Origin of the sequence: Psychromicrobium silvestre, from assembly GCF_013408295.1 — a bacterium.
Classification (GTDB): domain Bacteria; phylum Actinomycetota; class Actinomycetes; order Actinomycetales; family Micrococcaceae; genus Renibacterium; species Renibacterium silvestre.
The window spans coordinates 350735-365655 of the sequence record NZ_JACBYQ010000002.1 but is presented as its reverse complement, the minus strand read 5'-3'; the positions used below and the strand labels follow the sequence as shown (position 1 = coordinate 365655).

General features: G+C 58.4%; 9 protein-coding genes and 2 CRISPR repeat arrays. All 9 genes read left to right on the top strand.

The annotated features are described in order from the left end of the window. The 9 genes from rpsN (at position 1) to cas6e (ending at position 14921) form a co-directional block, all read left to right on the top strand. Positions 1–306, top strand: coding sequence for a 30S ribosomal protein S14 (gene rpsN, locus FHU41_RS09720; protein WP_179389480.1), 306 nt, complete (start codon positions 1–3; stop codon positions 304–306). Positions 307–464: 158 nt separating this feature from the next. Continuing rightward, a CRISPR array of direct repeats spans positions 465–2876; the repeat unit is 29 nt; unit sequence GTGTTCCCCGCGTGTGCGGGGGTGAGCCC. 91 nt (positions 2877–2967) lie between these two features. Then, positions 2968–5748: a CRISPR direct-repeat array (repeat unit 29 nt; unit sequence GTGTTCCCCGCGTGTGCGGGGGTGAGCCC). A 476-nt stretch (positions 5749–6224) separates the two neighbouring features. After that, positions 6225–6485 (top strand): type II toxin-antitoxin system Phd/YefM family antitoxin, encoded by a 261-nt coding sequence (locus FHU41_RS09715; RefSeq protein ID WP_179389479.1) that lies wholly within the window; start codon positions 6225–6227, stop codon positions 6483–6485. Next, entirely contained in the window at positions 6410–6739 is a 330-nt protein-coding gene (locus FHU41_RS09710) for a type II toxin-antitoxin system RelE family toxin (RefSeq protein WP_343046302.1), read from the top strand. The genes FHU41_RS09715 and FHU41_RS09710 overlap by 76 nt, the downstream gene beginning before the upstream one ends. A gap of 460 nt (positions 6740–7199) precedes the next feature. Then, positions 7200–10100, top strand: a complete 2901-nt coding sequence (gene cas3, locus FHU41_RS09705) for a CRISPR-associated helicase Cas3' (protein ID WP_179389477.1) — start codon at positions 7200–7202, stop codon at positions 10098–10100. Next, positions 10093–11730 carry a type I-E CRISPR-associated protein Cse1/CasA gene (gene casA, locus FHU41_RS09700; protein ID WP_179389476.1) on the top strand — a complete coding sequence of 546 codons (1638 nt, stop codon included), beginning with the start codon at positions 10093–10095 and terminating at the stop codon, positions 11728–11730. Before cas3 ends, casA begins: the two co-directional genes overlap by 8 nt. Next, positions 11723–12352 (top strand): type I-E CRISPR-associated protein Cse2/CasB, encoded by a 630-nt coding sequence (gene casB, locus FHU41_RS09695; RefSeq protein WP_179389475.1) that lies wholly within the window; start codon positions 11723–11725, stop codon positions 12350–12352. Before casA ends, casB begins: the two co-directional genes overlap by 8 nt. Positions 12353–12381: 29 nt before the next feature. Further along, the gene (gene cas7e, locus FHU41_RS09690) at positions 12382–13518 is read left to right on the top strand and encodes a type I-E CRISPR-associated protein Cas7/Cse4/CasC (RefSeq protein ID WP_343046301.1); all 1137 of its coding nucleotides are present in this window, start codon (positions 12382–12384) and stop codon (positions 13516–13518) included. After that, positions 13515–14231: a type I-E CRISPR-associated protein Cas5/CasD gene (gene cas5e / locus FHU41_RS09685; protein WP_179389473.1), complete on the top strand. Its 717-nt coding sequence runs from the start codon at positions 13515–13517 to the stop codon at positions 14229–14231. Before cas7e ends, cas5e begins: the two co-directional genes overlap by 4 nt. A gap of 12 nt (positions 14232–14243) precedes the next feature. Continuing rightward, on the top strand, positions 14244–14921 hold the full coding sequence (cas6e, locus tag FHU41_RS09680; protein WP_179389472.1) for a type I-E CRISPR-associated protein Cas6/Cse3/CasE: 678 nt from the start codon (positions 14244–14246) through the stop codon (positions 14919–14921).

Sequence of the window (14921 nt, the reverse complement as noted above, 5' to 3'; positions counted from 1 at the left end):
ATGGCTAAGAAGTCCAAGATTGCTCGTAACGAGCAGCGCAAGGTCATTGTCGAGCGTTACGCTGAGAAGCGCCTCGAGCTGAAGAAGGCCCTGGTCAACCCGGAGTCCACCGACGAGCAGCGCGAAGCTGCCCGCCTGGGCTTGCAGAAGCTGCCCCGCAACGCCTCCCCGATCCGTCTGCGTAACCGCGACGCGATCGACGGCCGTCCCCGCGGCACGCTCCAGAAGTTCGGCATCTCGCGCGTTCGTTTCCGCGATATGGCGCACCGTGGCGAATTGCCCGGTATCAAGAAGTCGAGCTGGTAAAAACCTGCTCTAAGTAAGGGTGGTGGTCTTCGGGCTGCCGCCCTTACTTTGTTTAAGGGATTTCTGGTTTCTGGTTCGTCTTAGAGGCTTGGTTTTGCCTGCTGCTCAAAGTGATTGAATTCCTCTATGGTTGGAGGTAAAGCCGCAGGTCAAGAAGTGTGTTCCCCGCGTGTGCGGGGGTGAGCCCCGCCCCTATCGGTAACGGATCCGTGTCTCTTAGTGTTCCCCGCGTGTGCGGGGGTGAGCCCTACTTATCGTCTTAGCCCTCGTCACTTCACTCGTGTTCCCCGCGTGTGCGGGGGTGAGCCCTTATCGACCTGGGATACCTCGTAGTAGACGACGTGTTCCCCGCGTGTGCGGGGGTGAGCCCCGCAGCCGAGCTGGTGGTCAACGTCCTACGCAGTGTTCCCCGCGTGTGCGGGGGTGAGCCCGTGCGATCATCATCAACCGGCTACTCGACAAAGTGTTCCCCGCGTGTGCGGGGGTGAGCCCGGGTGAATGCGGCTGGCCTAGAGCTGTCTAAGGTGTTCCCCGCGTGTGCGGGGGTGAGCCCTGACCCGCTCTGATTATGGAGAGTACCTACCCGTGTTCCCCGCGTGTGCGGGGGTGAGCCCATAATGGAGTGTTTGCGCAAGGGCATGAGTTGAGTGTTCCCCGCGTGTGCGGGGGTGAGCCCCACGACCCGAACTCGCATCCTTGATTGTGCACCGTGTTCCCCGCGTGTGCGGGGGTGAGCCCCAATCCTCTATCTCGCCCATGACTCAGGTCATGTGTTCCCCGCGTGTGCGGGGGTGAGCCCTTTTTGGCGCAGTCTGGACCAAGTTCAGAACCGTGTTCCCCGCGTGTGCGGGGGTGAGCCCGCCAGCGGCTGGCAAGACCGGGGCTGAGGTTGGTGTTCCCCGCGTGTGCGGGGGTGAGCCCGTGTCGAGTCAGCCCATTCCACGTCGATAGTCGTGTTCCCCGCGTGTGCGGGGGTGAGCCCTGGGTGGGGTTCACATCAGCAAATGGGGTGGCGTGTTCCCCGCGTGTGCGGGGGTGAGCCCTCAGCTAGTCGTGTCCTGCTGGTCGAGGTGGTGTGTTCCCCGCGTGTGCGGGGGTGAGCCCCGAATTTCACCACAAGCGGATCGCTAATACGGGTGTTCCCCGCGTGTGCGGGGGTGAGCCCGAACGGCGACCGGGGCATCTGGAAGGCCATTCGTGTTCCCCGCGTGTGCGGGGGTGAGCCCCGCCGGGCAAGGGCTGTAGACATGGGGGTGCCGTGTTCCCCGCGTGTGCGGGGGTGAGCCCTACGAGCTCGCCGTCGCCATTGCGCTCGACACGTGTTCCCCGCGTGTGCGGGGGTGAGCCCATTGCGGCACCTGCTAGAAAGGTTTGGGGCGGGTGTTCCCCGCGTGTGCGGGGGTGAGCCTGGTTGGCGGATCGCTGCTGATGAGGTTGCCGAGTGTTCCCCGCGTGTGCGGGGGTGAGCCCTTGAAGTGTTGCTACCGCTACTTTGTTGTGCCGTGTTCCCCGCGTGTGCGGGGGTGAGCCCGCCTTGCCCTGCGGCTGGCTAAGCGTCAGGCAGTGTTCCCCGCGTGTGCGGGGGTGAGCCCAACATCCCAGACGGCATTCGGGTCGGGATCGAGTGTTCCCCGCGTGTGCGGGGGTGAGCCCAGGGCTGCTTATCGGATGGGCGAAGGGTGCAGGTGTTCCCCGCGTGTGCGGGGGTGAGCCCGGGGGCTTCGCCGTCGAAATTCGATAGGCAGCGTGTTCCCCGCGTGTGCGGGGGTGAGCCTTTACTCGGACCCGTTGTCCTCCCGATCAATGGGTGTTCCCCGCGTATGCGGGGGTGAACCCCCGCGCCTTCTCGTGATCGTCCATGGATTCAAGTGTTCCCCGCGTATGCGGGGGTGAACCCTCGCCGCTACGTGGCTTCGTGAACGTGATTTTGTGTTCCCCGCGTATGCGGGGGTGAACCCGATCCGCCATGAAGTGGAATTCAACAACGGGACGTGTTCCCCGCGTATGCGGGGGTGAACCCGATGTGATTGGAGGGCTGCGACCAGGCTGCCTGTGTTCCCCGCGTATGCGGGGGTGAACCCCATTCCAGCCGGGCCAAACCCGCCGAGCGCGTGTGTTCCCCGCGTATGCGGGGGTGAACCCTGCTACGGCTGCCTCTTCCCAGAGTTCAATGTCGTGTTCCCCGCGTATGCGGGGGTGAACCCCTCGGGGCAGTGGGAGGCTCGGCCAATACGTCGTGTTCCCCGCGTATGCGGGGGTGAACCCACCCATTGCCCACCCGTTGCGAACCACGGCAAGTGTTCCCCGCGTATGCGGGGGTGAACCAATTGTGGAAGTGGCGGCGTCTCCAGTGATGTTGTGTTCCCCGCGTATGCGGGGGTGAACCCACGAATCATTGCAACCGTCACGGTCGCCGGGGGTGTTCCCCGCGTATGCGGGGGTGAACCCGCACGCACAGCCGCCTTCTTCTCCTTCGCCCAGTGTTCCCCGCGTATGCGGGGGTGAACCCGCACCGTGCTGACTTATAGTGGCTGGTCTTACGTGTTCCCCGCGTATGCGGGGGTGAACCCCGTGTGCCTGTCCAGATCGATGACCAGGAATTGTGTTCCCCGCGTATGCGGGGTGAACCCTTGAGTGAGCGAAACACCGTAGTCGAGAGCTTATGTTCCCCGCGTGTGCGGGGGTGAGCCCTGTAAGGCTCCGCTCCCTGAGCCATCCGGCAGGTGTTCCCCGCGTGTGCGGGGGTGAGCCCGGTGGTCACTACAGGCATGAGCGCATTGATGAGTGTTCCCCGCGTGTGCGGGGGTGAGCCCGAAACGATCTATCGGTGATAAACCTAGTGAAAGTGTTCCCCGCGTGTGCGGGGGTGAGCCCGAGCTCCAATTCCGGCGCACCCTCGCCCTCTTAAGTGTTCCCCGCGTGTGCGGGGGTGAGCCCCGTTGCCGCCCTGCTCACCCTCACCGCACTAAGTGTTCCCCGCGTGTGCGGGGGTGAGCCCAAGCAGAACACGTTGCCGAGTCCCTGACTAAGGTGTTCCCCGCGTGTGCGGGGGTGAGCCCGCATACGCTACTGGGTCTGCTTATCGTAAGGCGTGTTCCCCGCGTGTGCGGGGGTGAGCCCGAATATGGGTACGCACGTCAATGCAACCGGCAGTGTTCCCCGCGTGTGCGGGGGTGAGCCCAGGTGAACATCGAGCAACCACGCGTTGAGCTTGTGTTCCCCGCGTGTGCGGGGGTGAGCCCTAAATGCACGCGGGAGCAAGGCGGCTGGCGAAGTGTTCCCCGCGTGTGCGGGGGTGAGCCCTTACTGAACGATTGATTGAAAAGTCTTGAATCGTGTTCCCCGCGTGTGCGGGGGTGAGCCCCACAGATCCCGAGCCTCGGCGAGTTCCCTACGGTGTTCCCCGCGTGTGCGGGGGTGAGCCCATTTTCGGTGGCATTTGGAACACGATTGTTTCGTGTTCCCCGCGTGTGCGGGGGTGAGCCCCGAAGGACGCGGCGGCTTCCTTAGCGGTCGAGGTGTTCCCCGCGTGTGCGGGGGTGAGCCCGACGGGTGTGGGTGGGAGCCCGGATCCCAGGAGTGTTCCCCGCGTGTGCGGGGGTGAGCCCGTGTCATTATTCGCGGGGTTCAGATCGGCTCTGTGTTCCCCGCGTGTGCGGGGGTGAGCCCGGAACCCCCTGCATCCCCTTCGAGGAAGTTAAGTGTTCCCCGCGTGTGCGGGGGTGAGCCCTGTATCGATTGAGTAGCTCCATCGTGCGCTGGCGTGTTCCCCGCGTGTGCGGGGGTGAGCCCCGGAGCCAAGCCCGCCTTCAATGTTGGTGAACGTGTTCCCCGCGTGTGCGGGGGTGAGCCCACAGGATGGGCGTTGCCCGGACGAAAACCAAGGTGTTCCCCGCGTGTGCGGGGGTGAGCCCCAGAAGACAAGGCGAGTAGCGAGGCAGTACAGGTGTTCCCCGCGTGTGCGGGGGTGAGCCCGCGGGGCAATTGTCTGCGTCAGATCCATTACGGTGTTCCCCGCGTGTGCGGGGGTGAGCCCCTTGGACTTAGTGCGAGGGAGCAGCAAGAGGCGTGTTCCCCGCGTGTGCGGGGGTGAGCCCGGCACATCAAAGGTGGCCGGTACTGCCGTGCCGTGTTCCCCGCGTGTGCGGGGGTGAGCCCGGCGAGTTAGTGCCATGCAGGGCGGCAGCATCGTGTTCCCCGCGTGTGCGGGGGTGAGCCCCGCTCCCAGCAGCCCTCGCAGACCGCCCACTAGTGTTCCCCGCGTGTGCGGGGGTGAGCCCGCTAGAGCGTACCGGGAGGCGACACAGAAGCTTGTGTTCCCCGCGTGTGCGGGGGTGAGCCCGGGCCTCAAACAACTCAAATGAAAGAACCATAGTGTTCCCCGCGTGTGCGGGGGTGAGCCCGAGCTAAAGCTACCATTCATGCCCTGCTTGACGTGTTCCCCGCGTGTGCGGGGGTGAGCCCGCTGCCGAGGACTCTGCAATCATCTGATCTGCGTGTTCCCCGCGTGTGCGGGGGTGAGCCCGGTCGCCCGGTGAATCAAGACGAGGTTCTGTTGTGTTCCCCGCGTGTGCGGGGGTGAGCCCATCCGGCAGATGGCTGCTAAGAAGCTTCAAGAGTGTTCCCCGGGTGTGCGGGGGTGAGCCCGGATCAGCCTTCGTACCCAGCCCAGTGGTGTTGTGTTCCCCGCGTGTGCGGGGGTGAGCCCCGCATGCGTGCCACATCATCGTGGACAGGTGTGTGTTCCCCCCGTGTGCGGGGGTGAGCCCGAGACAGCCCGGAACGTCGCGGCGGGTATACAGTGTTCCCCGCGTGTGCGGGGGTGAGCCCGACCGATGATCAAACCCTGGCCATGAAACTCCGTGTTCCCCGCGTGTGCGGGGGTGAGCCCAACACCGCCCCTTACACGGAGCTTTACATCGAAGTGTTCCCCGCGTGTGCGGGGGTGAACCCCGGTTACGCTATGCCGCGGGTCTGGCTGGATGGTGTTCCCCGCGCATGCGGGGGTGAACCCCAGACGAAGGGCATTGCTCGCCGGGGTCGCGTGTGTTCCCCGCGTATGCGGGGGTGAACCCAGCCTGCGGGGACGATGGGCGGATGGTGTTCTGTGTTCCCCGCGTGTGCGGGGGTGAGCCCGGCTCTAAGTGGTGGGTAGTCAAGCCCGAGAGGTGTTCCCCGCGTGTGCGGGGGTGAGCCCAGATCCGGCACATCGAGATCAGCTGTATCGACGTGTTCCCCGCGTGTGCGGGGGTGAGCCCGCCGTCCTGACCCGCCTCTCCGCGCTGGAAGCGTGCTCCCCGCGTGTGCGGGGGTGAGCCCTCGACGAGGGAATCAGCTTCGAAACCTACGAGGTGTTCCCCGCGTGTGCGGGGGGTGAGCCCAGCCCTTCCATCAAAAGGAAGGCCGCGAAGCCGTGTTCCCCGCACGTGCGGGGGTGAGCCCAAGCTCACCAGGGCAAGCCGCGTCGGCACCGGCGTTCCCCGAGGGCTAGCCAAGGATAAATTTGAGCGACTCGACATCCCGTTTGAGGCGATTAAGCCAACTTCTCCGGGGTCCTCGATTCCTTTTCCTGCCAGTTCGTATTTCGCTATGCAGGTATATCGTCTACTGAACCGCTCGCGGGCGGTATAGAGCTCAGGTGGCGTCACCCACCGCAGGTTCTTGGCGAGCAGCACGGATGGAGTGAGGCGGTCGCTTCGTACTCGGGACCAGATCCTGAGGCTGACGAGGTCAAGCCAGGTGAACATCGGGGCGTTGTCGTCTCGTTGAGATCCACTTTGCTGGACCGGGCACTCGCCTAGGCAGGCTATGCGGGAGCTGACTTCACCGCAAGACAGCCATTTCTGGCTCTTTCCTTCTGCCAAATCCTAACTATAGTGATTATCTCCGTAACATACATTTTGAGCTAAAATATGTATATGAGTGAAATTACCATCACCCGAGCAAGCAATCACTTAGGAACAGTCGTTGACGAAGCCCGTAAAGAACCGGTGTATTTGACCAGACGTGGCAAGCAGGTTGCCGCCGTGGTGGACGCTGATCAGCTGAATCAGCTGATCGAGGACGCCGAGGACTTGGCGGACATCCGGGCCGTAGACGCGGCATGGAGAGAAGTGGAAGAAACCGGAGCTCAACCTATCCCCTGGGAGACGGTGAAGCGCGACCTGGGTCTGGCATGACCTATCAGATTGAGATCTTGCCGTCAGCTTGCCGTCAGCTTCGTAAGCTTTCACCGGAAGCCCGGCGGCGAGTACAAGCAGCGATCGAGTTGTTGGCAGAGACACCGCGACCACCGGGTGCTAAGAAGCTTGTTGGCCGAGTTGAGTGGCGTGTTAGAACTGGCGACTATCGCGTGCTCTACCGCGTTGAAGATGGTCGGCTAACTATTGTCGTTGTGGCCGCTGGTTACCGGCGTCACATTTATGAAAAGTAGCTACCCCGTGCAGTAGATGCAGCAGTCGAAACCGTTGGCAATTTTTCGGCTAAGTGGGAGGAGCCGGATATGCGCACTGAATCCCGATCTGATGCAGAAGAGAGGCCCATCATTGAGGAACTAGTGAACCTCGGCAAGATACCGGAGGCGCCAATGGTTCTGAGGATGGAAGTGTTCCCGCACGAGTAAGTCTTGAAACAATCTACTTTGGCTTCGGCAGCACAGCGCCCGACTCGTCAACGGAGCGGCTCAGCACGTCCTCTCGGTACTCCTTCGACTCTCTGCCGGAGTCAGGCTAGTGCCTTTCGTTGATACTGCTGAGTGCTCTCGAATCAGCGGACCAAGCACTGACGGCATCTCCAACAAGGACAAAAGTTCAACTGTATTGACCATAAAAACTCTTGTGGTACGCTGCCTCAACCAAGATTTATCCACCGACCTGAAGATAGGGTGGAGATGAATGAGCAGTGACGACGGCGTGACTCCTCTAAGCCGTCAAGCCCGCTCTGTTTGGGCTAAGAGTGTGATGGATCCCGAGACACATCAGAAATTAGTCGGCTGGCTTCCGCTTTATCAACACCTTGATGACTCCGCTGCTGTCGCCACAAAATTATGGGAAACCTGGGTTCCTGAAAATCTCAAAGTATCCATCTCCGCCCCATTCGGTGGGGACCAGGACAGAGCTCGGAGAGTTTATGCCTGGCTAGCAGGTACTCACGACATTGGCAAAGTCTCGCCAGCTTTCGCTGTCCAAGTCCCCATGCTCGCCGATTCGATGATTAACGCGGGTCTTTCTATGGACCGGACTCTCAGAGAAACGACCGAGCGCCGTCGGGCTAGGCATGAACTCGTGAGCTACCTGGCGATGAGAGATTGGCTCAGTGAAACACAGGGCTTTCAAGAGCTAGCTGCAAATCAGTACGCCTCGATTATTGGCTCACATCACGGCAGACCCTTGCGAAATCATGACATAGAGGAGATTCGATTCATGGGTCGGCTCGTTGGTCGTGGTCTCTGGTCTGAGGTCAGACGAGAATATTTGGATCGAGCCAAAGGCCTGCTCCTACACGAAGAAGACCTGCCCGTGTTGAAGGAGACCGGGCTTCCGCAACCAATTCAAGTTCTGCTCAGCGGCCTGGTCATCGTGGCGGATTGGATTGCAAGCAATGAACAGTATTTCCCTTATTCGCCGCCTGGACAAATTCCCGTGGAAGGCGCTTCGGAGCGTCTCAGCAAGGCATGGAACGAGCTCAACCTCCCTGGCCCCTGGCTGTTGAACAGTCCTCCTTCGGACATTAACGAACACTTTGCGAAGAGATTTTCGTTACCGGCAGGGGCAAGGCCTCGGCCTCTTCAAAGAGTTCTCAGCGAGGTAGCTAGATCCACAAACCAAGCCGAACTTCTGATCCTCGAATCACAGATGGGTTCTGGAAAAACGGAAGCTGCGTTAGCAGCCGCCGAGATTCTTGCTGCTAAGACAAAGGCTGGAGGAATCTTCATTGCGTTGCCTACTCAAGCAACTACGGATGCCATGCTCGCCAGAACCCAAGAATGGCTGAGATTGGTACCTACGCTCAGTACCTTGTATCTGGCACACGGAAAATCCCGTCTCAATAAGCAGTATGAGGGGCTGCTTAGGGATGCATATTTCCGATCAATCGGACAAGACCAAGCTGATGGCAGAAAGGGCATATCGGATGATGATGCTATTGCCCATCGGTGGCTTTCGGATGGGAAACGTGGACCGTTAGCTAATGTCATGGTCGGCACCATCGACCAAGGTCTGTTCCTAGCCCTGAAAAGCAAACATCTTATGCTCCGGCACCTGGCTTTGGCAGGCAAGGTGGTGATCATCGACGAAGCACACGCGTATTCCGCTTATATGAACGTCTACCTCAATCAGGTGCTGCACTGGTTAGGCGCTTATAGCGTCCCGGTTGTGTTGCTCTCTGCGACCCTTCCCGGAGACCAGCGAATGGACATGGTCCTCGCCTATGAGGAGGGTCGCCGTCGTGGGTTAGGGGGAGGCACCCTCAAAAAGGTGGAAAAGCGGACTCTACAAGATACCTATAAGTTCCTTTCGGGCGACATTGGCTATCCAGCGATCACTCACACTCGTTTAGGTGAACTACCAGCAGTAGCGCTTCCCGAAGCAGATGACCGAACTGTCGAAATAGCACTTGGAAGGCTCGACGACGGCCCGGCAGCAATAGCGCAGACGCTCCAGAATGCGCTCCAAGACGGCGGATGCGCTGCCGTCATCCACAATACAGTTCGGAGAGTCCAGGAAACTGCACGATATCTTCGAGGAGCAGTCGGTGATGACACCGAAATAATCGTGGCACATTCCAGATTTTTAGCTGCAGATCGCCTAGCTAAAGATAGTGAGTTATTGGATAAATTCGGCTCGCTGAGAAGAGCGAAGGGCCGGCCGGTCAAAGCAATTGTGGTGGCATCTCAGGTTATCGAGCAGTCTCTTGACATCGATTTTGACATCATGGTGAGTGATCTGGCTCCTATTGATCTGCTCTTTCAACGCTCCGGAAGGCTGCATAGGCATCCGCGTGGTGAGGGCCAGAACGAACGACCCGTCAAATTGCGGCAAGCTCAGCTATTCCTCACAGGCGTGGAATGGAACGCTACGCTTCCCGAGCCGCAGAAGAGCTATCAGCGGATCTATCACCCACATATTCTTTATCGTACGCTCGCGGTACTCGCAGAACGTAGTATTTTGTCGGTGCCAGCAGATATACCTGTACTTGTACAAAAGGTTTATGGCCCAGAAAAGCTGGGAATTCCCGAATGGCAAGTTGCAATGTCTATCGCCCAACAAGGACACGCCGCTCAAGTGCGGCGAAAACAGGATGAGGCCGAAGATTTCCGGCTTAGCAACGTTCCCACAGATTCGAAGCACACCAGCCTGGTGGACTGGAACAATATTGGAGTGGGCGATCTCAGGGAAGAAATCAAAGGCCAGGCTGCGGTTCGCGATGCTCCAGAAACGCTGGAGGTGCTGGTCGTTTACCGGAACGATGACGGTGAGTTCACCACGCCGCCGTGGTTGGCCGATAAGGGGGGCTTACCACTTCCTTTGAATCAAGCGCCGTCATCTTGGCTGGCCAAGGTAATCCTAGGCTGCTCCCTATCCCTGCCAGCTTGGATGTGTGCTGGAGGGAAGATCGACGCACTGATCTCCACTCTGGAGCGGGAAACTCTGGTGCACTTCCCGGAGTGGGCCGGATCCCACGAATTACGTGGCGAGCTGGCTTTGGTTTTCAATTCCGAGCGAACCTTCCAACTTAACGAATACACCCTGAGGTACGACGAAAAGATGGGATTGGATGTGATGAAGGATGCCTGACGCCGTAGAAGAGGCAGCAGATAGCTTTAACCTGATCGATCAACCATGGGTTCAAGTGCGCTATCTCGACGGCAAGGTTGCTGAGGTCTCGTTGACGCAGGCCTTCCATGAGGCAGAGAAAATAGCCCAGCTAGTAGGTGAGCTGCCCACCCAGGGGTTTGCCATCTTCCGGCTATTGCTAGCGATCCTTTATCGCAGTCTTGACGAGGACTTTAGTTCGGAGCAAGACTGGCAGGAGCTGTGGCAGAGTGGCTTGCCGCTCAAGGAGATTGATTCCTATCTGGATCGCTTTCGTGACCGCTTCGACTTGCTGCACTCAGAAGAGCCTTTCTTCCAGGTGGCGGATCTACACACAGAGAAGAACGAAGATAAAGAGATCGCACTCCTCGTTTTCGACGTTCCGGCAAACAACAGGTTGTTCACCACCCGGGCGGGTTCGGGTCTGGAACGGTTGAGTTTCGCGGAAGCTAGTCGGTGGCTGATCAACACTCAAGCCTTCGACTACTCAGGAATCAAGTCCGGTGCGGTCGGTGACCCCCGAGTGAAGAATGGCAAGGGGTATGGCATTGGCGTCGGATTGGCGGGGCGTCTCGGTGGGGTGATGATTGAGGGCAGGAACTTACGCGAGACTCTGTTGCTGAACTTAGTAGTACCTGCCGAGCGTGAAGCCAATGATCCCGACGATCTGCCGCCTTGGGAGAAACCTCATTTCGGTCCTGCGGAAGAAGTCGAAGGACGGCTTCCTACCGGACCTGTGGACCTCTACACCTGGCAGAGCCGGAGAGTCCGGCTTTTCTTCGATTCCGATTCGGTTGTGCGATGCCTAGTGAGCAATGGTGACAAAATTGCAACCCTGGATCTTTTCGGGGAAGAGCCCATGACGGCTTGGCGTCGCAGTCCTAGCCAGGAGAGGACTCTGGGGCGAACCCCGATCTACACTCCCCGACCTCACAACCCATCCCGCCTCTTCTGGCGCGGAATTTCCGCGCTTCTTCCAAAGAAATCGCAAGCGGCGTCGGCTAATGATCCAGAGAACACAATCCCGCCTGGAGTTATTAGCTGGATCAGCAGCTTGTTGAATCTTGGGTATCTGGATCGAAATTCCTTTGTCTCATTGAGAGCGATTGGAGTCCTCTATCCCGACCAAAATAACTCGACGGTTGGTGAGGTCCTTGATGATCGACTCAATGTCTCTCTCGCGTTGTTGAGCGAAACCGATAGTGCATTGGCCGCCGAAGCGGAGCACGCCGTCGTGCTTGCTGAGGAGGCTGTTCAGGCCTTACGGAACTTAGCCAAAGATCTGGTGCTGGCGGCAGGAGGTGAAGGCGACGGCGACCGTCAACGAGTGGAGGAAGTGGCCTATGCTGCGCTTGATAGGCCCTATAGACATTGGCTGAAGACGCTTCGTCCCGGAGAAGACAGTGAAGATGCTGCGGAAAAGTGGCGGATTATGTCACGAAATATTGTGATGGGTTTAGGACAGGAGCTGCTTAGCACCACGGGAGTGACGGCGTGGAAAGGTCGCGAGGTCAATGGTTACCTCGTTAATGTTCCCCGCGCGGAAGAAAAATTCGACAACAAGATGAATGAAGTTTTTGGCACCAGGAGCAGGGGAGCGCAGGATGAGTGACATTGAGGAGTCAAATACTGCTCGGTTGAAAAGAGTGGTGCGGGCTCGAGTTGAGGAACTGCAGGAGGGCTACCTTAGAGATCGCAGCTCGGCCGTTGCGGCCTTGGCACAGTTGCGACATGGTGTGGCTAAGCCGATAGGGGATGATCCCCTCTTGATTGGGTTGACGGTGGCTGATCTATATGAGGAGGGAGATAATGTCCGCAGCGAGCCCAGCTATGCGGAGAAGGCGGCTTATGCGGCGATTACTCTCTATGCAGTGCATCAACAATCTAAGAGAGACCCATCCAAGAGAGACCCACGCATGCACCAAGCCGGCAACTCCTTTGGCCGTTCGGCGGGATTGCTTTGGATCAGACCAGGGGATGAGAAGGCCGTACGACGGCGTTTCGAGGCGCTTGCTACCGCTTCCACTTTGGAAGGGTCGCTGCACCATGCCCGGGGTCTTATTCAGCAATTCCGTTCGAAGGATATCCCGCTAGATTATGTGAAATTTGCCGAGGATCTCTACTGGCTGCAGACTAGTGCGGCGAATCGTGTGAGGCGAAGGTGGGGTATCGATTTTTATCGGGCTGCCCAAAGCCACGAACAGGGTACCGGCGACGACGCCGAGAAGAACTAATAACATCAGCAATGACGAAGGAGATCTCCGTGCGCCACACCTACATTGACATCAATATCCTGCAAACTGTCCCACCGAGCAATATCAACCGAGATGATACCGGCAGTCCAAAGAGTGCTATCTATGGTGGCGTACCAAGGGCCAGGGTTTCTAGTCAAGCCTGGAAACGAGCGACCCGTAAGGCTTTTGAAGGTCGTTTGAAGAGTGATCAACTCGGCGTTCGGACCAAACAGGTGGTTGAGTTGCTAGGTGAAAGGATCATTGCCAAGGCTCCAGACATTTCCTTAGAATCGGCGCTCGCTCTGGCTACTGACACTCTTACCTCTGCCGGGGTGAAACTCAAACCCGCTAGAGTCAAGAAGGGAGAAGACCCCAAACCCGATGAGTCTGGATTCCTCTTTTTCCTCAGTTCCTTGCAGGTCAATCATTTAGCGGACGCCGCAATTGGCGCTTTTCATTCGGAAGACCAGACGGCTCACCTCAAGAGCGCGGATCTGAAAAAGCAGCTTCATTTAGATCACTCAGTGGACATTGCGCTCTTTGGCCGGATGGTGGCCGACTCGACCGATCTGAACGTGGACGCCGCTGCCCAAGTTGCCCATGCGCTCAGCGTGCACGCGGTAGACAACGAGTTCGACTACTACACGGCTGTGGATGACCACAAGGCTCAAGATGAAGAAGAGGACGCGGGCGCTGGAATGATCGGTACCGTTGAATTCAACTCTTCCACTCTCTACAGGTACGCAACTGTTGATGCGGAAGGCTTGCTGAAGAATCTTGGCGATGTCGAGGCAACGCGGGAGGCTGTGGAGGCCTTCGTTGACTCTTTCGTGACTAGCATGCCAACCGGCAAGCAGAACACTTTTGCTAACCGCACCCTTCCGGAAGCCGTCGTCGTCTTTGTCCGTTCTGATCAACCGGTTAACCTGGTTGGTGCCTTTGAGGAACCGGTGGAGATTCCTCGTCTGAGGAACGCTGCAGATGCTCTTGCCGAGTTATCCCAGCAAGTTGATGCCGCTTACCGGACTACGGCTGAAAAGTGCTGGGTAGTGCGGACCTCTCCTGCTCTGGCGTCGCTCGACGCCCTCGGAGCTCCTACCTCCTTGGAGGTTCTGACGAAAGAACTGGGTGAGCTTGTAGCCCAGCGGCTCCAGGGCAAGCAATGAGTTCGCTGACCTTTGTTTTGAAGGGGCCGCTGCAATCTTGGGGATCGAGTAGCCGGTTTGTCACCCGCGGCACCGAGCAAGCTCCAACGAAGAGCGGTGTTATTGGGTTACTTGCAGCCGCCAAGGGCATTCGGCGTACTGAACCTCTTACCGAGCTGTTGAAGCTGAGTTTTGGGGTGAGGATAGATCAGCCCGGCAGGCTCATCCGAGACTTCCAGGTTGCAAAGACCCAGGACGGAAAGTCCATGCCCCTCTCCTATCGCTACTACTTGGGTGACGCTGTGTTTCTGGCAGGGGTTGAGAGCAAAGATGATTCTCTATTGGAAGAGCTATTCAAGGCATTGAGCAATCCAGTCTTTCCGCTTTATCTGGGTCGTCGGTCCTGTCCGCCGGCTCAGCCTTTTGAGGCTAAACTTCACTCGGAAACCTTGGCTGAAGTGTTCAAGACCGTGGATTGGCAAGCTTCTCCTTGGTATCAAAAGAAGACCGCTACGGACCTCGTTGATGTAGATACTTTGTTGGATGCAGACCCGCTGGAGGCGGGGGTGGATACATTCCGGGATGAGCCGATCAGCTTTGATCCTCGGCGGCGTGAGTATGGCTGGCGCAGTGTAATAAATTCCACTGTTCGGGTCCGAAATATGCACTATGTTCCTTCTCCGAAACCACAGAGGGGTCTAGCAATCGAGCACGACCCTCTATTGGCGTTTTAGGAAGGAATCTGGATGTATCTGACGAGATTTCAAGTCAATAAGCGGAGAGTCGGTGCCTACAAGCTCCTCGGATCACCGCAGGTTATGCATGCAGCCGTTCTTGGTGGATTCGCTGACCCCAAGCCGAGCAGCCTAGGAAGGGTTCTGTGGCGACTCGACCGATGGGAGGAGAATACCTTCTTGTACATCGTGAGTCCTGAAAAGCCCGACCTGAGTCACCTAGTGGAGCAAATTGGGTGGCCCACAACGGAGACCTGGACGACGAAACCCTACAATGACGTGCTTGAGCGTGTTGAATCGGGGCAGCGATGGAGGTTTCGTCTAACCGCCAACCCGACTCGAAGTGTTCGCGGATCGGATTCAGAGAATTCACGCGGAAAAGTCTCCGCTCATGTGACCGTCGAGCAACAAACGGAATGGCTTTTGAGCAGGGCAGAAAAATCTGGGTTCGAAATTCCCTGGGCTGTCGCCCCTTCTGAGGACGAAAGCGGGGCAAGAGCGGTCACGGTCAGCCGTCGTGAGATCTTGAAATTCAAACGGCAAGGTTCCGATGTGACGATTGCAACCGCTACTTACGACGGAATCCTAGAGATTACAGATCACCAGGCCTTTCGACGAAGTCTGACTCAGGGGATCGGAAGGGCCAAAGGGTATGGGTGTGGGCTTCTGACTATCGCTCCGGTTAGCTGA

Bases quoted from the DNA above. Each gene is read 5' to 3' on its own strand.
- casA (WP_179389476.1), top strand. From the start codon at position 10,093: ATGCCTGACGCCGTAGAAGAGGCAGCAGATAGCTTTAACCTGATCGAT.
- cas3 (WP_179389477.1), top strand. From the start codon at position 7,200: ATGAGCAGTGACGACGGCGTGACTCCTCTAAGCCGTCAAGCCCGCTCT.
- casB (WP_179389475.1), top strand. From the start codon at position 11,723: ATGAGTGACATTGAGGAGTCAAATACTGCTCGGTTGAAAAGAGTGGTG.
- cas5e (WP_179389473.1), top strand. From the start codon at position 13,515: ATGAGTTCGCTGACCTTTGTTTTGAAGGGGCCGCTGCAATCTTGGGGA.
- FHU41_RS09715 (WP_179389479.1), top strand. From the start codon at position 6,225: ATGAGTGAAATTACCATCACCCGAGCAAGCAATCACTTAGGAACAGTC.
- rpsN (WP_179389480.1), top strand. From the start codon at position 1: ATGGCTAAGAAGTCCAAGATTGCTCGTAACGAGCAGCGCAAGGTCATT.
- FHU41_RS09710 (WP_343046302.1), top strand. From the start codon at position 6,410: ATGGAGAGAAGTGGAAGAAACCGGAGCTCAACCTATCCCCTGGGAGAC.
- cas6e (WP_179389472.1), top strand. From the start codon at position 14,244: ATGTATCTGACGAGATTTCAAGTCAATAAGCGGAGAGTCGGTGCCTAC.